Consider the following 21,375-nt stretch of genomic DNA (forward strand, 5'->3'; position numbering starts at 1 on the left):
GGCATCCTTACGCGAACATGCGCTTCCACCACGCCGACGGCGTTGCCGGCGTGCCCGCCGCCGGCACGTGCACGCGGCTGGCGGCGTCCGGATCGAGCAGGTCCGCATACGGACGCAGGGCGCGCACGATGGCCGACACGCGCTGCGGCTCGATGGCGTTGGCCGACAGGGTGGACACCAGCGTATCCATGTCGGGAATGGCGCGCTCGGTCAGGCCGACGATGGCGGCGGCCACCGCGCAGGCGTCGCCCGGTTCTTCCATGCAGATCACATGGTCGCCCAGCAGCTCGCGCCAGCGCTTTTCGCAGCGGCCGCGCCGGCCCAGGTCGGGAATGAGGAAAAACACGTGATACGTTTCGGCCGCCGCCGCAATCGCTTCGGCGATCGGCACGTCCTCGTCGAGCGTGTCGCCCACCAGGCTGCCGATCTGGTGGCGCGACACCGCCGGGTAAGGCAGCTCGTCGCCGGTGATGAACAGGTAGCCCTTTTTGCGCCGCTTGACCCAGCAATCGATGTCGGTGTGCTGCGCCACCATATAGAAGGCCAGCTCGTAGCTTTCTTCGCCGCTGCCACCGCCGCCGCCTTCCAGGTAGCTCCACGTGAGCCACTGGTCCATCAGTTCCGCGGTCGATTCGAACTGGCCGATCTGCAGCGGCGCACGATCGGACGTGGCGTCGCCAATGGCCATGAACAGCAGTTGCGGATCGGGTACGCCGACCGCGCCCAGCAGCGCCATGAAGGTCGGCAGCTCTTTGGTGGCCAGGCTTTGCGGAATGTCGCCCATGGAGCCGGTGACGTCGAGCGCGAACACGATGCCCAGTGAGTTGGGATGATCGACGCTGTCGCGCGATTCGCGCATTTTCAGGCCGTTGGGGTTCATCAGCGCGTGGCATCCGCGCTGGGTGAACACCTCGGAGCGGGAGGCCGACGCGCGGTCGGCGACCAGGGCTGCGTGCGCAGCGTGGGAGTAATTACCTTGACCCATGATGGTTCCTTTATTGGTTTAGTTGGACGGGGTGGGACTGAAATCGATGAATCTGGCCGGGCCGAACGCGTCTTTCGCCGCGCCGCCGACGGCCCGGCGCATGCCTTCCGCGCCGAGTGACGCGCACCATGCGGCGTCCTGGCTGGCGCGTTCCAGCACCCACACCAGCGCGGCCGGCGTGGCGCTTGAAAGAACCGGCTCGCCCGCAGGGTCGAACCAGTCGGACAACATCGCCCGCATGGCCCAGGCCAGTTGCGCCAGGTCGCGCGCCTGGGCGGCGCGATCGTGCCTGCGGGTTGCGCCGGACCAGCCGATGATCAACACGCCATGGTCGGCCGGATGCACCAGCAGGTGCTCGGGCGAGAGCCGGCCATGGCTCCAGCCTCCGGCGTGAACGTAGGCCAGCACTTCCAGCACGCGGCGCCACATCCACACCGCATGGCGCGCGTCGATCGCGCGCCCGTAGGCCAGTCGCACGTCGGCCAGGCTGCCCCAGAAACCGGTGGGGTGGCGCAGCACCAGCACGTCGCGCGGCTGGCCATCCGCGCTGGCGCTGCTGCCCACGGCAACCGCTTGCGGCAGGCGCTGGGTAAAGTAGGCCGCGCCGGGCAGGTCGTCGGCCTGTAACTGCTCGAGGATGGCCTTTTCGCGCGCCAGTTGGCCGGCCGGGGCGCCGGCGTGGGCGATTTTCAGCACCACGCGCCTTGGCACGGCGCCGCTGCGGTTGGCCAGCGCCACGCTTGCGCTGCCGCCGACGCCCAAGTGGGCGATGGTGTTGTAGTGCTGCCCGCCGCAGGCAATATCGGCGGCCGCGTCGCCGGCGCGCGAGCGAAGGTATGCCGCATGAAAATCGGCGGCGTGCACCAGCTCTTCACTGTGCGTCACGTCCGCCCCGCAGTAAGTGCAGGTGACGATGCGCCACAGCGCCTGCCGGGGCAAGGGGCTGCCGCACTGGGGGCAAAGGAGGGTGTGCGGCGTCATGTGGGAATCAAGCCAGGATGCGCTTTTTCTCGGCGTCGAATTCGGCGTCGGTCAGGATGTTCTGTTCGCGCAGCGCCGCCAGGTCGCGCAGCAGGGCAATGCGCTCGCCGTGGGCGGCGGGTGCGATGGTCTCGCTCATCTGGCCGATGCTCGCGCCAAGCGCGCCGCCCAGCGCCAGGCCCATGCCGGCGCCCAGCACCGTGCCGGCGCTGCCCTGATTGCCGGCGGCGGTCTGCAGCACGTCGAAACGGCGCTCCTGCTGGTAGTCGAAGCCGACGATATTCATCTCGGCGCGCCGCGCCAGCGCCGCCTTGAGCGTTTGCACGGCGCGATCGGCCTCGGGCACGTTGATCGATTCGATGTGAAATTCGGTCAGCGCCACGCCGTAGAGGGCCATGTCAGGCGCCAGCGCGCCCTTCAAGGTGTTCGAGAGCGCATCGAGCCGGGTCGAGATTTCCAGCACCGAGACGCCGCTCTCGCCAACCGCGCCGGCAATCGCCGTTTTGATGCGGGTGGTGTTCATGGCGCGGAAGTACTCGGCCAGGGTGGCGGCGTCCATGCTGCGCGCGGTGCCCACCAGCGACATCAGGAACAGTTTGGGATCGTCGATCCGGATGCCGTACTGCCCGAACGCGCGCACCGGCACCATGATGCCGAATTTGGGATCCTGCAGCTGGATCGGATCGGGCGTACCCCAGCGCACATCGAGCGTGCTGGCCAGGTTGACGAACCAGACTTCGGCCGAAAACGGCGATTGGCCGCCGAACGGCAAGCCCACCAGCTTGCGCAGCAGGGGCAGGTTGCTGGTCGAAAGTGTGTGTCGGCCGGCCCCGAAAGGCCCTTCGTACACGCCGTCGCGCACCACGAAGGCCACTTGCGACTCGTTGACGATCAGCTGCGTCCCGGTCGACAACTCCTGCGAGGGGTACTTCCATGCGAGCTGGCTCGCTCTGCCGTCCCACTTCACCCTGTCGATAATGGCCATGATCGTATTCTCCTTGGTTGGTTGCTTACAGGCCGCGCTTAAGCAGGCCCAGACGGTCGCGAAATTCCGGGCGCAGCCGATACAACTGCGCCGGGCGACTGGGGCTCGACGTGTCCATCTGTCCCTCGGCCGCTTCGAGTACATCGAGTTCGGCCATCTTGCGGCGAAAACTTACCTTGTTCAGCGCTTCGCCCATCAGCGCTTCGTACACGCGCTGCAGTTGCGGGAGCGTGAACAGCTCACCGACCAAAAAGCACGGCAGCGACGAATACTGGCTCTTGCTGCGCAGCCGCTCGACAGCCGCCGCCACGATCACGCCGTGGTCGAACGGCAGGGTGTGCAGGCGGTCGACGCCGACCAGCTTCACGCCGGGGTGGCCCGCCGCCGTGATGACGGCGTGCGGCACCAGCGCGTAATACGCCAGCGACACCGACCAGCCACGCGGATCGCGCGCCGCGCCGGTAAACGCGGCCAGTTGTTCCAGATAGGGCACGTCGATGCCGGTTTTGGTCTTGAGCACGCGCAGGGCGGCGCCGTAGCCGTCGAGGTCCTTGTCGGCGTGGATGTAGCCGCCGGGGAGGGCGGCCACGCCCTTGTACGGTTCGCGCTCGCGCTTGAGCAGGGCGACGCACAAGCCGTCGTCGGCGAGCGTGAGCAGGACTGTGTCGACCGTGCAAATGACGTCGTTCGGGTAGTGCTGCGGTGGGGGTATGAGGTTCTCAGGCATGACTGGATTATACTTAGTTTCAAAATGAATCCAAGTACTTTTTGCTATCCGCCTTGAGATCGCTTCATTTCAAGCTGTTAAATGCATTTGTGACCGAAGATGGTGCGAGCTGAGGAAACGTGCGGAGGCGACGGCCGGCGCAAGGCGCCGATGCGGTTGGGGAAGCGCGTCCGCGCGGCTACGCGTACAATACGGCCCATCCTTCACTCCACATGCAAGCAGCCGTATGCACATCATCGACAACAACTCGGGCGACTACGCCTTGCTCGCGCGTCAGGTCAGCAGCATTCTCGAAGGCGAGCGCGATCTGACCGCGAACGCTTCGCAATTTTCCGCCCTGGTGTATTCCGCCATTGCGGACCTGAACTGGGCCGGCTTCTACCTGCTCCGTCCGGGCAAGAAGGGCGACGCCCAGGAATTGCTGGTCGGCCCATTCCAGGGCAAGGTGGCGTGCGCGCGCATTCCGCTTGGGCGGGGCGTGTGCGGCACCTCCGCACAGGAGCGCCGCACCATCGTGGTCGCCGACGTGCACGCGTTCGACGGTCATATCGCATGCGACAGCGCCTCGAATGCCGAAATCGTCATCCCGCTGATAAAGGATGGCCAACTGTACGGCGTGTTCGACATCGACAGCCCGCTGTTGAACCGCTTTACCGAAGACGACCGCGTCGGCCTCGAAGCGATGGTCAAGGCCTTCCTCGACGCGACCGACATGCACTGATTTTAGAATCGTGGCAACCGGTCCAGCGTGATCACGTTGGGGTGGTTGTACACTTTCTGCTTGTGCGCATTGGTGTTGTAGTACTCGCCGGTCCAGAAGTTGTTCGGACTGGTAACGCCGGCCGGCCCGTCGCCATCGTTCCAGACCATGAACCACAGCCACCACGCCTTTTCCGCAGCGATCTTGTCCGGATCGGGAATGTAGCTGTTCTCGCTCAGTGCCACCGGCTTGCGCTTCTTCGGCGCACTCACAGCCTGCTGGTAGGTGGGCAGCTGCGAGCCGTAGGTCTTGTTGTCGGTGTTGTCGTAAATATCGTGACTGACGATGTCGACCACGTCGTCGCCCGGATACCATGCCGGGTCCTGCCCGTTCCACACCCAGATCAGGTTATGCAGGCCATGCTTGTGTACCAGGCGGTCGAACATGTGGCCCATAACAGGATATTGGCATACGCCTGCGGCGCGCCGTCTGTGCGGGTGCGCCCCCACCAGAACCAGCCATCGCCCTTGTAGCCGGACGCTTCGTGCAAGGGCCGCCACAATACCGTCACGCCGGCGTCGGACAGTCTTTTGATGTGCTGGTAGACCGGGCTGTTCTTGTCCAGCGCACCATTGGCCATGGGGATCATGAAATTGGTGTTTTTGCTGGTATCGCTCTCGCGCGCATAGAAGTTGGCGTTGTTCACCTGGGGCGTCTTGAGCAGCGCCGGGTCGCGCCAGTACCACGCGAAGGTCACCAGGCCGCCCTTGCCGGCAAACGCGATCGCCTCCTCGGTCTGGCGCCGGCCTTCAACCCAATTCGCGGTCAGGCCGTAGTTCATGAAGTCGTAGCCCATCAGCGCGGGGTACTTGCCGGTATCGGCGCGCACCCGTTCGGCCATGTCGATCGAATCCTTCCAGGTCAGGTCGGCCTGGCCGGCGATGACCTGCTTGCCCCAGACGCTGCGCAGATAGCTGAACACCGCCCGGGTTTTCGTGCTGGCGCTGGGATCGACCGGCGTGCTGCGGCTGGCCGGCGGCGCGCAACTCGGGCCTCACTAGTGCGCCACCTCGACGGCGCACTGATGGCACAGGCCTTGATTGTCCAGTGCGGCCCTCACATAATCGCGGCAACGGTCGCACCGGTGCGGACGCACGGCCGGCTTGCCGGCGCGAACCGGCGCCGCAGCGCCGGCCGGTCCCGCTTCCCACGCGTCGAGCGCATCCGCATTGTCGTCCGCCAGCACGAAACAACCGGGGAAGAGGGCGCGCAACTGCTCCTCGCTGAGCGGGTCGGCACTTGCCCCGAACGCCAGGCACACCGGCGTGCCCTTGTCGACCAGAGCGCGGGCGCGTTCGACCAGCGGTTGCAGCGAGCGGCGCCAGGCCAGCATCGATTCGGCCTGGCGCAGCGCCGCATCCATGACGGGCGGCGCATCCTGTGCGGCCAGCGCGTGCAGCAACAGTGACACCCGGGGGTGGCCGGGCCAGGCCAGGTACGCTTCCTCGCAGGCGAACGGCATCACCGTCGCCAGCATCTGCACGCACAGCAAAAACGATTCGCGCAGCGCCCATTGCGCGCTCGCCAGGTCGGCGCTGCCGTCGTTTGCGCAGTACAGGGTGCGCTTGGACAGTTCGAACCACTCCGAACTGGCCCACTGGCGGAACTGCGCAAGGCAGCTCAGCGCCTGGTAGAAGCGCCCGCCCTCCATGCATGCATGCCATTGGCTGCGCGCTTCCTGCAGTTTGTGCAATGCCAGCCGGTCGAGCTCACGCAGCGCAGGCGGACGCGCGGCGTCGGCCTGGTTTTCCATGTTCGCCAGGTGAAAGCGCAGGAAGCTGCGCCAGTCCTTGGCGTCCTGGGTCGCCTGTTTCAGCGATGTGCCGGACCACTTCATTTCGTCGCCCACATCCTGGCTGCACACCCACAGGCGGAACACATCGGCGCCCGAATGCGCGAACAGCGCGCCGCTGTCGGGCGCGGTGCCCTTTTCCTTGGAAAACTTCATCCCTTGTTCATCGACCACGAAGCGATGGGTCATTACCTTTTTGAACGGTGGCAGGGGACTTTTGAAGGCATGCAGGAGGAACGACGATAAAAACCAGCCGCGCGTCTGGTCCTGGCCTTCGACCACCATGTCGGCCTGGGCGCCGCCTTCCTCGGCCGCGCTGTGCCACGCCGCCCCGGCGTCGAACCAGACATCGACGCTCTGCGCGCTTTTGGTGTAGCCGGCCGGTGTCGCGAACGCTTGCCAGGCCTCGACCCCGTCGGTGCGCACCCGCTCGACCAGTTCGCGCCACATGGCGGCCGTATCGGGATGCAGCTCGCCGCTCGCTTCATGCCGGAAGAACGGCAGCGGCACGCCCCACAGGCGGTCGCGCGACAAGGTCCAGAAGCGGCGCGTGGACATCATCAGGGCCAGCGGCGCACGGGCTTTCTCGTCCGGCAGGAACACGGTGGCGTCCAATGCGGCCAGCGCGCGCCGCGCCAGGCCCTCGGGGCAGCCATCGAAGCCCTTGTGCAAGTCCAGCGCCCACTGCCCGCTGGCGCGGTAGAACACGGCCTTCTTGTGGCGCCAGCACATATTCGTTTCGACGCTCTTGCGCTCCATGTGGACCAGCCGGCCGGCCTGGGCCAGCAGGTCGCACGACACCTGCGACGCCACTTCCAGCGTGGCGCCCTGCAGCGCGGCCGGCATCGGCACGTCGCCGACGTCCATCAGGCGGCCATCCTTGCCCACGTGGCAGTCGAGGCGCACGCCGTCGGTTTCGTGCAGCGCAAAGTCGTCCGGCCCGAACGCCGGCGCCAGGTGGACAAAGCCGGAGCCCTCGCTCTCGCTGGCAAAATCCGCCGCCAGCAAGGGGGCGGCGAGCCCGGTAAGGGGACTTTCGGCGGCCAGCGACAAGCCGCGCAGCCCGGCAAAGTCCAGCGCACCATCGAATTCATGGCCTGCATGGCTGAACATGGCCGGATAATCGCGCAGCAAGCGCTCGCGCGCCCGCACGGCGAGCACCACCCGCATGCCACCGGCGAGCGTGGCGACGCTCAGCGCACCCGCCTGCGGGTGGCCGAAGCCGGCATTGGCCCACAGGGTCCATGGGGTGGTGGTCCACGACAGCAGATGCAGCGGGCCGTCCGGCCAGGCCGCGCCATGTTCGCGTGCGCGCCGCGCCATCGCCTCGCACGACGCCGGCGCGAAGGGCACGCTGAAGAAGGTCTCCATGCGCTCCTTGCTGGTCTTTTCCAGTTCGCTGGCGGCCAGCGCGCTGCGGCATGCGGGGCACCAGTGCACCGGCGAGTGGCGTTCGACCAGCAGGCCTGCCTGCCACATCTCCTGCAGCAGCGACAGCGACGCCGCTTCGCGCGCCGGGTCCATGGTCAGCCAGGGCTGGTCCATCTCGGCCATCAGGCCCAGGCGCGACATGGCGCTGGCCTGCAGATCCTTCCAGTGCGTCGCTTCGTCGCGGCACTGGCGCATGAAGCGCAGCGCATCTTGCTTGGCTTGCGGGCCATGGCGTTTTTCGACCGCCAGTTCGAGCGGCAGTCCGTGGCAATCCCAGCCCGCGCGCCAGGTCACCGTGTGACCGCACGCGCTGGCGTAGCGGACATGGACGTCCTTGAGCGTTTTGTTGAGCAGGTGGCCGAAGTGGGCGTTACCGTTGGCGTAGGGCGGGCCGTCGAGCAGCCAGTAGCGCGGCTGGCCCTGGCGTTCGGCGTCCACCTGCTGGCGCTGGCCGGTGGCGCGCCAGTGGGCCAGCAGGCGCTCTTCCATCGCCGGATTGGGCGTGTTCCAGAAGGCGGGCTGCTTCAGGCGCAGTGCGTATTGGGGTACGGCGGTAGGTACGGCGGTAGGCGCCGGAGGCGTGACGGTGGCGTGGTCGTGCGATGGGGAAAACGAGGTAGTCATGGAATGCTCCGATAAAGTCGGGAGCAAAGCTGGGTGAGACTTGCGCGGAACGCTTCGCGAATTGCCGCCAAGTGCTCGCTTGAAATTTATCCGACGACTGGCACACGAAAGCGAGCGACGCGTGCAGCCGCTCGGATAATTCGTGCAACACCTGCGCCCGCACGCAGACCGGCGTCGGCGTGGCGTGCCGGGCGGGTGCGAAGGAGAGGGGAGATGTGCGGGTTCATGGCTTCAATATATTGCACTCGCACATTTTGTGCAAGGCATACATGTAAGGACCTGCATTTGAATTTGAAGGAGCCCGGGATCGTGGCGTTCTGATGCCCGCGCTTCGTCCGGACTGCCGGGAACGGCAAATCCGGACTGCAATATGAGCATCAAATTGGCTTGCCTGGCTGCCGCGCCGCTTTCCGAGTCGCACGATTTTCAGTGCTGCGCCAAAATCAGCGGTAATTCACGGAAAGATCTCTTTAGTATTTCCTCCGGTAGGTACTCCTTGGTTTGATTTATACGTGCCGACTTCAACCTCCGCGACGGTGATATTATGTACTGTGGCATAGTCGCTGGTGGCAGCACGTGTGAATGCACCTGATTCTCCATGGGATGGATGGTCGCTTTGCGCTTGGTAATAGGTGGTCGCCTGCAATACGCCGGAACTCATTTTCTGGGTCATGTATTTAGCCATCGCGTTCTCCGTAGAGTCAATAGAAATAGAAGATCTAAATGTTCCTTATCCGTGCAACGAATGAATAATACGTTGCGGGGATTGCTTCTCAACTTGCGGCCCTGAATGGCGACTTCCCGCTCGCTGCATGCTAAAAACCGGATAAGAATAGCGGTCGGACCCGCCACTCTTATCCTGCCAGTCCATCCGAATCAGCAATTTCGTGTGGATAGACAATCGCCAGCACGATTGTTACAGCAACGCTTCGTGTTGAGTGAGCACCAATTTGCTGGAGTTATTCGTCGAGGAAGCAATGAACATACCTGTTGCCGAATCGTAGGCGAGAGAGGCGGTGTTGTTACCACCACCAAAGACCACCTCTGTCATCGGCGATGTCACTTGGGTCACCACACTATTGCTAACCACCTGGGATGCGAGCCAGATATAGACCGTGGTATAAGGTGTCATGGTAGCAGTACTTTGGTACAGAACAGGAGCCGCCGATACCGCATTACCCAGGATCTGAGTCCCGTTCACCGTCGCATTCTGATATAGACCTACGGTCATATATCCTTGGGTTGTTTGATACTGATTCAGCAAGGCAAATGCATTCGCGCTGCCACCAGTGCCCGGAGTGCTGATGGCGCCATCGGCTTGCAATGTATAGAGTGTCTCCATCGCAGCCGGGATGCCGGTCGATGACAATTGCGTCAGCTGTGCGCCATTCTGCACTTGCGCGGTGGAGGCATATACCCCGTAATTCTCTTCCCAAGTTAGCGAATTGGCGGTCATAGGTTTGAACACTTGCCAGGCAACGTTTGGCGAATTGCCGCCCGAAGGCTTGGCAACGATAACATTAGTGCCTGTGATCCAGATGGTCTGCAACTGCGCGTTGGTAAATGCGAGATCTAATTCGTAGTTCATGATAATTCCTTTCGGTTTTTGCAATGTATAAGGAAAAAAGACAAAGAGATCAATCGGATCACATTCAAATGCCAGGATTCATGACTATTCTCCGCAAAAAGATGAGTCTGTTGTTTTGACCGACGCACAGCACCGGCCGGCTCAGCGCTACAATGTATTGGCGCCTGCTATTCCTTATTCAAGTTCCATGCCAGGCAAAAAGACGGCGTTGGAGCCCGTTTGAGCGTTCAAAGCGTGTCAAACCGGTCATATTGACATGTCAGTGCGACATCCTTTATGTGTCAACGTTTCGATTGTATGGTTGCACTGAAAACTGCCCCACTTAGTCCATGAATTTGCAACTGAATCCGACCCACGTTGGCAGCACAATTTCCCCTTTCTCTCTCATCTGCAGGAGATCGGAGTGATCGACGACTATCACGATCGTCTACAATCGGTTATTTCAAAAAGATATTGCCTCCCATGACGTCACGCGATAACATCATCGCCCTCAACGCCCGTGCAATTGCAGCCGACACCGAATACCCCGAGCATTTCGATCTCGCTTTCGCCGCGCCGGATACGGCGCAAGAGATTGCGGCGCTCGAAGCGCTGTTGAACATCCGCATTCCCGACGAATTGAGATCGCTGTACCAGGAGTGCGGCGCGTTCAGGCATGTACATTACGACGAAAGCTACTCGCAAACCATCGCGCTCGATGCCGTCGGCGCAGTGCTGGAACGCCTGCGCAATCCCGGCCAACGGTGGTATAGCTGCCATGCGGGGCAGGGACTGATCGATTTTGTCTACGCAAAATGGGGCGGCCGCACCGATCTCGACGACATCCTGAGCGAGGCGACCGTCAAGGTGGTCAACGACAACTATACGGGCTTCGGCTGCCGCTATATCAACGATGACGTGCACGATTATTGGTATTTCGACCGCAACGGCATGTTTGGCAACCTGCGTTTCGACCAGGACGAACTGCATTACAACAGCTGGAAAATCGAATCGCTGTGCGATGTGCTCCCGCCCGACGACCTTGTCTTCGATGCCGCGCAGCGGCGCGCCTATGTGCTCGCCGAAATCGTCAGCTTCAGCGAACCGCAAGATACGTTTCCCGGAATGACACTGGCCCAGCTGGTTGACTCGCAGTTCGCCGCAATCGTCGCCGCCCTGTCTCCGAGGCTTAGTAAGCACGCCCGCCAGTGCCGCACCTCGCCGGCCGCAATTGACCGCATGCTGCAGCGCGCCTTGACATTTTATGTCATGTATTTATACTTGGGACATAATATGTCTAAGACCCCATCAGGGATGATTGAATCACCGCACCGTGCAAGGAGCAAAACGATGGAAATGGCAATGAAACAGATGCTCGAAATTGAGCAGGCCCTGCTGCGCAGACCCGGCTCGGTCGGGGTCAGCAGCAACCTGCTGCCGCCGGACCAGGCCGACGGCGTGCCCGTCATGCGTATGACCATCGAAGGGCTGGAAGAGTTGCCGGTATTTATCACCGCCACCCCCAGCCAGGTGCTGTGCATCTGCTACCTGTGGACCGAAGCCGAAATCCGCCCCGAACGCCGCTACGAGATGCTCGAAGCGATGATGGACCTGAACATGGCCATTCCGCTGTCGAACTTCGGACGGGTCGGCGAACACTATGTCATTTTCGGCTCGCTGGCGCACGACGCCAGCGCCGACAGTATTGCAACGGATGTGGCGATGGTCGCCGACAACGCGTTTGAAGCCCTCGACGTCTTTTCTGAATTCTTAAAATAGGAGTCCATCATGGCTGTTTTTTCAAAAATCCTCACCATGCTGCGCGGCGACGTGCATTCGATCGGCCAGAGCATCGTCGATAGCAACGCCAACCGCATCTACGAGCAGGAAATCATCGAAGCCAAGGCCCATGTGCTCACCGCGCGCCAGGACCTGACCGCCGTCATGGCCAAGGAAATGCAGGCCACGCGCGAGATCGAGCGCCTGCAACGCGAGATGCAGCGCTACGAAGGGCTGGCCCTGGAAGCGCTGCAGAAAAGCCAGTCCGCGCTGGCCGAGGAAGTGGCCGGCAAGGTGGCCGATATCGAAACCGCCCTGGCCGCGCAAACGACCGTGCGCGACGACCTGGCCGGCCACATCGCGCGCCTGAAAGACTTGATTCGCGGCGCCGAAGCGGTCCTGCGCGACCATGAGCGCGAACTGGCGATGGCCAAGACCACCGAGAGCGTGTACCGCGCCACGGCCACCATTTCGAGCAGCATGGGCAGCGGCGGCTCGAAGCTGATGAGCGCGAAAGAGTCGCTCGAACGCATCAAGCAGCGCCACCAGGACACCGCCGACCGCATGCAGGCGGCCGATGCGCTCGACGGCGAATTCGGCGACAAGGCGCTCGAACGCAAGCTGGCCGCGGCCGGCATCGGCCAGGCCTCGAACCGCACGGCCGAAGTGATGGCGCGCCTGCGTCAGCGCGCCGCCGACGCCGGCGGCGACAAGCCGGCTTGAGGAGGCGCGATGGTACGCAGTTCCCCGCGCTGGACAGGATCGGACGCCGCCTTGCGCTCGCTCCAGGTCGCTTTTGACGTCGAGAAACAGGTGATCGACGCGGTGCGTTACGCCGCGTTCAGGAACCAGCTGTCGCCGTCGGACCAGATCCGCACCATCCTCGGCTTGCCATGCACCAGCAAACCGGTGCGACCGCGCCTGACCGTCTCGCTCAGCGACGCCGATTACGACATCCTGGCCGAGCGCTTCGGCCTGGCCGTGGACGACAAGCGGAAAATCAAGGAATCGTTGCACGACGCTCTGATAAACTTTGCCAGACAACAACAAGCGCCTGACGGCGACCCACCACCATCACCATGAATAACCTCGACAAGAAGGAACGCCTGGCATGACTCTCTGGCAGCTTTTGAGCAGTTTTCCGACCTCCATCCCCACGGTGCTGCTGGCCGTGCTGCTGGTGTACTGGGTGATGTCGATCATCGGCCTGGTCGACGTGGGCGACTCGGTCCACTTGCACACCGACGTCGCCCATGGCCACGGCGCGCACGACCTGCACGACTTGCCCGACCTGCACACCCTGGCCGGCTACGTGGTCGCGCTCGGCTTGGGCGGGGTGCCGCTGTCGGTGGCGGCCAGCGTGCTGGTGTTCTGCACCTGGCTCTCGACCGCCTTGCTGCATCAATACGCGCTGACCTGGCTGCCGACCGAGACCTTGCGCATGCTGGCCGGCTGCGCCGTGCTGTTGTTTTCCGGCGGCTTGTCGATTCCGGTCGCCGCGCGCGTGCTGCAACCCTTGCGCGCGCTGTTCGTCAAGCACGCCGCGCGCACCAACGAAAGCCTGGTGGGCCAGGATTGCCGTATCACCACCCAAAGCGTGGACCGGGGTTTCGGGCGCGCCGATGTCGACTCCCACGGCGTGAGCATCAATATCCGGGTCTGGGCCGCCGTGCCGAATGCGCTGGCCAAGGGCGCCAAAGCCATCATCGTCGCCTACGACCCGGCCACCCAGCAGTACGAAGTACAAGCAGCACCCGCCGTTTTTTAACGACCAATCATTAAGTAAGTGCGCCTAAATTCTTATGATTTCGTCACACTTACTTAGAACCTGAAAGAAATCATGGACATTCTGTTGCTCTCGATCGGTATCATCACCGTCATCGTTCTGGGCTGTTTTGCGCTGTTCTCGAAGTTTTACTACAAGGTCGAGCAGGGCCACGTCATGATCATCAACACCTTGCGCGCCGAGCCCGAAGTCACCTTCACCGGCGGCATGGTTTATCCGGTCATCCACAAAAAAGAGATGATGGAAATTTCGCTGAAGACGATTGAAATCAATCGCCACGGCAAGGACGGCCTGATCTGCCAGGATAATATCCGCGCCGACATCAAAGTCACCTTCTTCCTGCGCGTCAACAAGACCACCCAGGATGTGCTGAAAGTGGCCCAGGCGGTCGGCTGCGTGCGCGCATCGAACCAGCAAACCCTGGAAAACCTGTTCGCCGCCAAGTTCGCCGAAGCGCTCAAGACGGTCGGCAAGGCGATGGACTTCGTCGATCTGTACCAGGCGCGCGACCGTTTCCGCGACGATATCATCCGCCAGATCGGCGACGACCTGTCCGGCTATGTGCTGGAAGACGCCGCCATCGACTACATCGAGCAAACCCCGCTCGACAAGCTCGACGGCCATAACATCCTCGACGCCCAGGGCATCAAGAAGATCACCGAGCTGACCGCGATCGAAAACATCCGCACGAACGAGCTCAAGCGCGACGAAGAGATGCGCATCAAGAAGAAAGACGTCGAGACCCGCGAAGCGATCCTCGAACTCGAGCGCCAGCAGGCCGACGCCGAATCGCGCCAGGGCCGCGAAGTGAGCTCGGTGCGGGCGCGCGAACAGGCCGAAACGCAAAAAATCCAGTCGGAAGAATTCACCAAGTCGGAGCTGGCGCGCCTGCAGTCGGAACAAACGGTGATGGTGCAGCAGGAAAACACCACGCGCGAAAAGGAAGTGGCCGAAAACAACCGCAAGCGCGCCGTGGCGATCGAAGAAGAGCGCGTCACCCGCGCCCGCCAGCTTGAGGTGGTCGACCGCGAAAAAGAAGTCGCGCTGCAGACCATCGAGAAGGAAAAAGCCATCGAAATCCAGAAGAAAGCCATTGCCGACGTGGTGCGCGAGCGCATCGTGGTCGAACGCACGGTGGCAGAGCAGGAAGAAGCGATCAAGGATGTGCGCGCCATTGCCGAAGCCGACCGTCTTAAAAAGTCGGTCGTCATCGCCGCTGAAGCCGCCGCCGAGGAAAAGCTGGTCATGACGGTCAAGGCGGCCGAAGCGTCGGAACGCTCGGCCAAGCACCGCGCCGTGCAAGACCTGACCGCCGCCGACGCCGCCCTGAAGGTGGCCGAGCGCCACGCCGAGTCGCAAAAGCGCGAAGCCGAAGGCAAGGAAGCCGAACTGGCCGCACCGGGCCTGGCCAGCGCCAGGGTGATGATCGCCTCGTCCGAAGCGATCCTCAAGCAGGGCGCCGCCGAAGCCGAATCGACGCGCCTGCGCATGCAGGCCGAAGCGGCCGGGATCGAGCAGATGGGCCTGGCGCAAGCTGCGGTCAAGAGCGCCGACGCCGCCGCCACCGCCACCCATGGCGACGCCGAGGCGCAAGTCATCCAGGCGCGTTTCGAAGCCGAATCGAAGGGCCTGGCGCTGAAATTCGAAGCCATGTCGGCCATGAGCGAGGAAACCCGGGCGCACGAAGAATTCCGCATGCAGCTCGAAATCACCAACCAGCAGATCAACAAGGGCATCGATGCGCAAACCCTGATCGCCAAGGACCAGGCCGAAGTGCTGGGCAAGGCGCTGCAAAACGCCCGCATCGACATCGTCGGCGGCGAGGGCGATTACTTCGACCGCTTCGTCAAGGCGCTGTCGATCGGCAAGGGCATCGACGCCACCGTCGAGAAGAGCCGCACCTTGCAAGTGGGCCTGAAGGACCACCTGAGCGGCGAGCGCGACATGGTGGGCGACATCCGCGGCCTGATCGGCGCGCTGGGCAGCTCGTCGGGCGAATTGCAGAACCTGACCGTGTCGGCCCTGCTGGCCAAGATCAGCCGCGACGGCACCACGCAGCAGCAGCAAGCGCTGCAAAGCCTGCTGGCGACCTTCCAGCCGGCGCTGAACGCGCCGCGCGCCGACTAAGGCAACCGAAGGGCGGGGCGCGCCCGCCCGCACTCACCATTTTCAGGAGACATCATGATTTGTCCCGCATGCGGCAGCCGCCATTTTGCGCCCGTGAAGATCGAAGGCGGCCTGCCGGCCGAGCGTTGCGCCGACTGCCACGGCGCCTGGGTGGAGCTCGAGCGCTACCGGAGCTGGCGCAAGAGCCGGCCCCAGGTGGCCGCGCCAGCGTACGCCGGCGACATTTCCCAGGTCAACGAGCCGGTGCGCCTGTGCGCCGCCACCAGGCGCCTGATGACACGCATCAAGGTCAGCAACGACAACCCGCTGCGCCTCGACTACAGCGCCATGGCGCAAGCGCTCTGGCTCGACAAGGGCGAGTGGGAGCGCCTGCTCGACATGGGCCTGCACGACCAGCTCGACGCCATCGTCTCGGAGCGCTGGCAGAACGACCTCAAGCACGCCGCCTCGCGCGAACGCGCCGAACAAGCCATGCGCCTGCGCTTTGGCGACGCCGCCTACGAACAATTGGCGCAGATGCGCAACTGGCTGGCGGCCCAGCCGAACCATTCCGAAATGATTGCATTCCTCAACGCCAAGGCGGATTAAGTCCATGAGCGACGCACACGCAGCACCGGCGCCGGCCGCATCCGGCAATCCTTCCGACGGCGCGCTCGAGTCCAGCAGTTTCGACCTGCTGCGCGCCCGCCTGGGCGAGCATGGCAAGGCCCTGCAAGCGAAGGCGGCCCAGCTCAACGAATCGCGCCTGGCCGAATTCGGCCGCCAGGAAATGCTGTTGCGCGCGCGCACCCGCGCCCGCACCGACAACAATTGCGTGGCGCGCGACCTGGTGTTGGTGGGCGACGTGCTGCTGTTCGGCTACAAGGTGTTCATGGGCTTGCGCCAGGAAACCCAGGTCGCGGACGTGTTCGCCCTGTACCGCCTGCGCGCCGACGGCGACGACGCTGAGCTCGAACCGCTCGCGCTGGAAAACACCTTCCTGGACCAGCCGCGCTTCCTGGCCGAATTTCGCGAACTGTACAGCTACTACAAGAACGCCCAACTGGTGCAGTTGCGCGTGCATCAGGGCAAGGTGCTGGCCGCCTTCAAGATCGGCGAGCGTATCAGCGATGTACGCGTGTTCCGCTGGCAACTGGAAGCCGGCGGCCAGGCCACCTACATCGACAACCGCGGCGAGCGCGACATTGCGCTGCCGCCGACCCACGATTTCGAGTGGACCCAGACCACGCGCGAGCAGCACGTGCTGGGCAAGCATCCGCATATCAACATCCTCGACACCCTGTTCGTCGAAACGGTGGGCGGCGACCTGACGGTCAAGATCGAAAACAATACCGAAACCGGCCTGGGGATCTACGCCGAGCCGGTCGAGGACCGCAACCAGTCGCTCAACGATGGCGACATCGCCTACGCCGCCGTGGGCGAGCTGATCCTGCTGCGCATCAAGCCCTACCGCGAATCGGTGTTCCGCTACCTGGTCTTCAACCGCCGCACGGCGCAGGTGACCCGGGTCGACGCGGTCGGCGCGTCTTGCGTCCAGCTGCCCGAAGACCACGGCATCGTGTTCCCCGAAGGCTACATCCTGCAAAGCGGCGAAGCCAAGATCTTCGCCGACATGCCGCAAGACCTGCAATTCAAGCGGCGCGTGATCTCGCCCAATGGCGAAGACGTGCTGTACGTGTTTTACGGGGTGGAGCAGGGCGTCTACGTCTTGCTCACCTACAATATGATCAGCAAGACCCTGGCCCAGCCGCTCATTGCGCATGGCTACGCCCATTATCCCGACGGCGCCATGCTGCTGTTCTCCGCCGAAAGCGAGGAACCGACCCGCAACCACGCCATGCAACTGTGGCAGACCGCGTTCGTGAGCGACGACCATGCCGCGCTGCAGGCGCCGCGCCAGAGCTACCTCGGCAAGATCGGCAACCGCGAGCTGGTGCGCGGCCTGTCGGAGCTGCTCTCGGTGGCGCGCGCCGTGCGCGAGCAGGCCGACGCCCCGCGCGACCAGTTGCCCGGCCGCTTCGTGTTCGAAGCGCTGCTGCGCCAGTGCCGCCGCATCGCCGATGCTTTCCACTGGCTGGGCACGCCGGAGGCGCATGACGCCGGCAGCGAAGTGCACGCCATGATCACCGTGGCCGGCGCCACCCTCGACGAATTCGACAAGGCCGCTGCCGTGCGGCGCGTCGCCGCCGACACCCTGGCCCAGGCCGCGCTGGCGCAGCGCCAGTTGCTGACCGATACCGCCAGCCGCCTGTGGCAGTCGCCCGCCGACTTCATCGACGCGCTCGACGCGATCCGGCTGGCGCGCGGGCGCCTGGCCAGCCTGAAGGAACAGCGCTACATGGACGTGGCGCAACTGGGCGCGCTCGACGCCGAACTGGCGGCCGAAGAAGCGCGCGTGGCCGGCAATACCGTCACCTTCCTGGCGCGCGAGGATGCCTTTGCCCGCTTCACCGAGGAACTGGCGAAGCAGCGCGCCCAGCTGCCGGAGATGCACACCACGGCCGCGCTGGCCCCGCTGAACGACACGCTCGACCAGAACGCCGCGCGCCTGGACGGCCTGACCGAACTGCTGGGCACGCTGGCGGTGGGCGACGCCACCTTGCGCACGCGCATCCTCAACACCATCTCGACCATCTACGCCGATGTCAACAAGCTGCGCGCCCAGGCACGCCAGCACCGCAAGCAGCTCTCGCAGGGCGAATCGGCGGCCGAATTCGCCGCCCAGTTCCAGCTGTTCGGGCAGTCGGTTGAGAGCGCGCTCGAACAAAGCGACTCGCCCGAGCGCTGTGACGAACTGCTGACCCGCCTGCTGGCCCAGCTGGAAGACCTGGAAGCCCGCTTCGCCGAGCAAGAAGATTACCTTGCCGAAATCGGCCACAAGCGCGAAGCCGTGTACGAAGCGTTTGAAGGGCGCAAGCAAGCCTTGCTGGACCAGCGGGGCCGGCGCGTGCAAGCCATCGTCGAAGCGGCGCGGCGCATCCTGGCCGGTGTTCCGAAGCGCCTGGTGCAATTGAACGACGCGGCCCAGCTGGAAGCTTACTTCGCCTCCGACGCCTTGCTGGGCAAGCTGCGCAGCAGCATCGCCGACCTGCGCAAACTGGGCGGCGCGGTCGGCGCCGACGACCTGGCCGGGCAATTGAAGGCCCTGCGCGAGCAGGGCCAGCGCTCCCTGCGCGACCGCAATGAACTGGTCACCGGCAACACCATCCGCCTGGGCAAGCACGCCTTCACCGTCAACCAGCAAGCGCTCGACCTGGCCCTGGTCACGCATGAAGGCCGGCCGGCCTACCACCTGGCCGGCACCGACTACTTCGCGCCGCTCGCCGACGCCCGTCTCGATTCCCTGCAAGCCTATTGGGGTTTCGAGACCATCTCCGAAAGCACGCAGGTGTACCGCGCCGAATACCTGGCCTGGCAGGTCGTGCTGGCCGCGCAGCAAGGCGCACTCGGCATGACATGGAGCGCGCTGGTGCAGGCCGCGCGCGATGCGGCCGACCCGGCGCTGGACGACGCCGTGCGCCGCTTCGCCGCGCCGCGCTTCCACGAGGGATACCAGAAAGGCATCCACGATCACGACGCCGGCCTGGTTTTGCGCAAGTTGCTGCCGATGCTGGAAGACGCCAGGCTGCTGCGTTACAGCCCGCTGGCGCGCGCCGTCGCCCTGATCTACTGGCAACACCTGGACGACACACCCGACCTGCACGCCACGGCCCAGGCCGCGCGGCGCCAGGCCGGACAAGCCGAGCTGATGCGCAGCCAGTTCGGTAGCGAGCGCATGGGCAAGCAAGTGAAGGATCAATTCGGCAACGACCTGCGCGCGTTTTTGACGCAGCACGCGCTCGACATCGCTCCCTGGCTCGACAGCGCCACCGAAACCGTCGACAGCCTGCTCGACCAGGGCGCCGCCTACCTGCTGGCCGAACTCGGCTCCCAGGCCGCCGATGTACACCACGCCGCCCCGCATGAATGGGTGGCCAGCCGCGCCGGGTCCGAGCTGGCGCACAGATTGCGGCAACACCTGGAGCGCCACGCGATCGCGCTGCCGTGGCTGGACACGACGCTCGGCTGGCATACCCGCTGGCAACTGGCGACCGAATGGCTGCATGCCTTCATGCAGCAGGAGCAACACGACCTGGCATTATTGCCGGAAGCGGCGGCCGGTCTCTTGTGCGGCATGGCGCGCCAACTCCAGCAGGCCGACCTGGCGGCGCGGGTCGACGGCTTGCTGGGAGAACATGCGCGGGTCAAGGAGCAAGCCATGACGCTCCAGCTGAACGACTTCTTGCGGCGCCTGGCCTGGCACGCCGACGTGATCGTGCCGGCCTGCGAGCAGTTGCAGCAATTGCGCCAGAGCCTGGTGCAGGAAGAAAAACGGCGCCTGCGGCTGGAGCAGTTCCAGGCCAAGCCGCTGTCGAGTTTCGTGCGCAACCGCCTGATCGACGACGTCTACCTGCCGCTGGTGGGCGAGAACCTAGCCAAGCAGATCGGCGCGGCCGGCGACGCCCGCCGTACCGATTCGATGGGCATGCTGCTGCTCATTTCGCCGCCGGGCTACGGCAAGACGACCCTGATGGAATACCTGGCCGACCGCCTCGGCATGATTTTCGTGCGCATCAATTGCCCGGTGCTGGGCCACGCCATCACCTCGCTCGACCCGGCCCAGGCCGCCAACAGCGCGGCCAAAGTCGAGCTCGAAAAGCTGAACCTGGGCTTGGCAATGGGCAATAACGTGATGCTGTACCTGGACGACATCCAGCACACCAACCCGGAGTTTTTGCAAAAGTTCATCGGCCTGGCCGACGGCACCCGCCGCGTCGAGGGCGTGTGGCAAGGCGGCAGCCGCAGCTACGACCTGCGCGGCAAGCGCTTTGCCATCGTCATGGCAGGCAATCCGTACACCGAGTCGGGCGACGTGTTCAAGATTCCCGACATGCTGGCCAACCGGGCCGACATCTACAATCTCGGCGACGTGCTCAGCGGGCGCGAAGAGGTGTTCGCCATGTCGTACATCGAAAACGCGCTGGTCTCGCATCCGGAACTGCAAGCGCTGGCAATGCGCGATCCGCAGGATGTGGTGCGCCTGATCCGCATGGCGCAGGGCGAATCGCTGGGAACAGGCGAACTGGCGCACCCGTACACCAGCGCCGAGGTGGCCGAGATCGTCAAGGTGCTGCAGCGCCTGTTCAAGGTGCGCGACGCGCTGCTGGGCGTGAACATGGCGTACATTGCCTCAGCCGCGCAGGACGATGCCTACCGCACCGAGCCGCCGTTCAAGTTGCAGGGCAGCTACCGCAACATGAGCAAACTCACGCCCAAGGTGTCGGCGCTGATGAACGATGCCGAGCTCGATGCCTTGCTGCGCGACCATTATCGCGGCGAAGCGCAGACCTTGACCACCGGTGCCGAGGAAAACCTGCTCAAGCTGGCGCACCTGCTGGGGCAGCCGAGCGAGGCCGAGCAAGCGCGCTGGGCCGCCCTGGTCGCCGATTTCGTGCGCCTGCGCAAGCAGGGCGGGGCCGACGCCGACGGCGCCACCCGCGTGGCCAACACCTTGTCCGAGATCGGCAAGCAGATCGCCGCCCTGGGCCAGCACATGGCGCCGGCAGTGCATGTCACCGTGCCGGAACAGGCCAGCCTGCAAGCGGCCGTGCTGCGCCTGGCAGACAGCTACGAGCAGACCCTGTTGCCCTTGATTAGTTCGATGAACCACAAGATGCGGCTCGATCACAGCATCTGGGACAATGTGCGCGACACCGGCGCCGACATCAAGGAGATCGAAAAACGCCTGGCCCGGCTGTTCCCGCCGGAGGGGAACCCGCCGTAAGGCCAGG

17 protein-coding genes are annotated in these 21,375 nt (G+C 64.1%); 8 read left to right on the forward strand and 9 right to left on the reverse strand.

What is annotated here, in order from left to right:
• Nucleotides 1-7: 7 nt before the first annotated feature.
• From F2P46_RS22635 to F2P46_RS22650, 4 genes are read right to left on the reverse strand one after another with little or no spacing between them, the layout of a single operon-like run.
• Nucleotides 8-985 carry a VWA domain-containing protein gene (locus F2P46_RS22635; protein WP_166894382.1) on the reverse strand — a complete coding sequence of 326 codons (978 nt, stop codon included), beginning with the start codon at nucleotides 983-985 and terminating at the stop codon, nucleotides 8-10.
• A gap of 18 nt (nucleotides 986-1,003) precedes the next feature.
• Nucleotides 1,004-1,966, reverse strand: coding sequence for an inactive serine/threonine-protein kinase VRK3 (locus F2P46_RS22640; protein ID WP_166894384.1), 963 nt, complete (start codon nucleotides 1,964-1,966; stop codon nucleotides 1,004-1,006).
• Nucleotides 1,967-1,973: 7 nt separating this feature from the next.
• Nucleotides 1,974-2,951 carry an SPFH domain-containing protein gene (locus F2P46_RS22645; RefSeq protein ID WP_166894394.1) on the reverse strand — a complete coding sequence of 326 codons (978 nt, stop codon included), beginning with the start codon at nucleotides 2,949-2,951 and terminating at the stop codon, nucleotides 1,974-1,976.
• Between the two features lie 25 nt (nucleotides 2,952-2,976).
• Nucleotides 2,977-3,678 (reverse strand): NUDIX hydrolase, encoded by a 702-nt coding sequence (locus F2P46_RS22650; protein WP_166894396.1) that lies wholly within the window; start codon nucleotides 3,676-3,678, stop codon nucleotides 2,977-2,979.
• A gap of 226 nt (nucleotides 3,679-3,904) precedes the next feature.
• Here F2P46_RS22650 and F2P46_RS22655 point away from each other — a divergent pair, with 226 nt between their 5' ends.
• Nucleotides 3,905-4,399 (forward strand): GAF domain-containing protein, encoded by a 495-nt coding sequence (locus F2P46_RS22655; RefSeq protein WP_166894398.1) that lies wholly within the window; start codon nucleotides 3,905-3,907, stop codon nucleotides 4,397-4,399.
• Nucleotides 4,400-4,401: 2 nt separating this feature from the next.
• Here F2P46_RS22655 and F2P46_RS38300 read toward each other — a convergent pair whose 3' ends face one another.
• The 5 genes from F2P46_RS38300 to F2P46_RS22675 form a co-directional block, all read right to left on the reverse strand.
• Nucleotides 4,402-4,824: a glycosyl hydrolase gene (locus tag F2P46_RS38300; protein ID WP_208296734.1), complete on the reverse strand. Its 423-nt coding sequence runs from the start codon at nucleotides 4,822-4,824 to the stop codon at nucleotides 4,402-4,404.
• Nucleotides 4,782-5,360: a glycosyl hydrolase gene (locus F2P46_RS38305; protein ID WP_208296735.1), complete on the reverse strand. Its 579-nt coding sequence runs from the start codon at nucleotides 5,358-5,360 to the stop codon at nucleotides 4,782-4,784. Before F2P46_RS38305 ends, F2P46_RS38300 begins: the two co-directional genes overlap by 43 nt.
• 75 nt (nucleotides 5,361-5,435) lie before the next feature.
• Complete coding sequence (locus F2P46_RS22665) at nucleotides 5,436-8,285, reverse strand: class I tRNA ligase family protein (protein ID WP_166894400.1); 2,850 nt, start codon at nucleotides 8,283-8,285, stop codon at nucleotides 5,436-5,438.
• Nucleotides 8,286-8,739: 454 nt separating this feature from the next.
• A complete protein-coding gene (locus tag F2P46_RS22670) occupies nucleotides 8,740-8,970 on the reverse strand; it encodes a hypothetical protein (RefSeq protein WP_166894402.1) in 231 nt (76 codons plus the stop codon).
• Between the two features lie 231 nt (nucleotides 8,971-9,201).
• Entirely contained in the window at nucleotides 9,202-9,873 is a 672-nt protein-coding gene (locus F2P46_RS22675) for a hypothetical protein (protein WP_166894404.1), read from the reverse strand.
• 357 nt (nucleotides 9,874-10,230) lie between these two features.
• Here F2P46_RS22675 and F2P46_RS22680 point away from each other — a divergent pair, with 357 nt between their 5' ends.
• From F2P46_RS22680 to F2P46_RS22710, 7 genes are all read left to right on the forward strand, one after another.
• Complete coding sequence (locus F2P46_RS22680) at nucleotides 10,231-11,631, forward strand: DUF2170 family protein (protein ID WP_166894406.1); 1,401 nt, start codon at nucleotides 10,231-10,233, stop codon at nucleotides 11,629-11,631.
• A gap of 9 nt (nucleotides 11,632-11,640) precedes the next feature.
• Entirely contained in the window at nucleotides 11,641-12,354 is a 714-nt protein-coding gene (locus F2P46_RS22685; RefSeq protein ID WP_166894408.1) for a PspA/IM30 family protein, read from the forward strand.
• Nucleotides 12,355-12,363: 9 nt separating this feature from the next.
• Entirely contained in the window at nucleotides 12,364-12,714 is a 351-nt protein-coding gene (locus F2P46_RS22690) for a hypothetical protein (RefSeq protein ID WP_166894410.1), read from the forward strand.
• A gap of 28 nt (nucleotides 12,715-12,742) precedes the next feature.
• Nucleotides 12,743-13,399, forward strand: a complete 657-nt coding sequence (locus tag F2P46_RS22695; protein ID WP_166894412.1) for a ubiquinone biosynthesis protein — start codon at nucleotides 12,743-12,745, stop codon at nucleotides 13,397-13,399.
• Nucleotides 13,400-13,471: 72 nt separating this feature from the next.
• A complete protein-coding gene (locus F2P46_RS22700; RefSeq protein ID WP_166894414.1) occupies nucleotides 13,472-15,544 on the forward strand; it encodes a hypothetical protein in 2,073 nt (690 codons plus the stop codon).
• A gap of 54 nt (nucleotides 15,545-15,598) precedes the next feature.
• Nucleotides 15,599-16,132: a zf-TFIIB domain-containing protein gene (locus tag F2P46_RS22705; protein WP_166894416.1), complete on the forward strand. Its 534-nt coding sequence runs from the start codon at nucleotides 15,599-15,601 to the stop codon at nucleotides 16,130-16,132.
• 4 nt (nucleotides 16,133-16,136) lie between these two features.
• Nucleotides 16,137-21,368, forward strand: coding sequence for a DNA repair ATPase (locus F2P46_RS22710; protein ID WP_166894418.1), 5,232 nt, complete (start codon nucleotides 16,137-16,139; stop codon nucleotides 21,366-21,368).
• Nucleotides 21,369-21,375: the final 7 nt, after the last annotated feature.

The organism is Massilia sp. CCM 8734, from assembly GCF_011682155.1.
Lineage (GTDB): Bacteria > Pseudomonadota > Gammaproteobacteria > Burkholderiales > Burkholderiaceae_D > Telluria_A > Telluria_A rubra.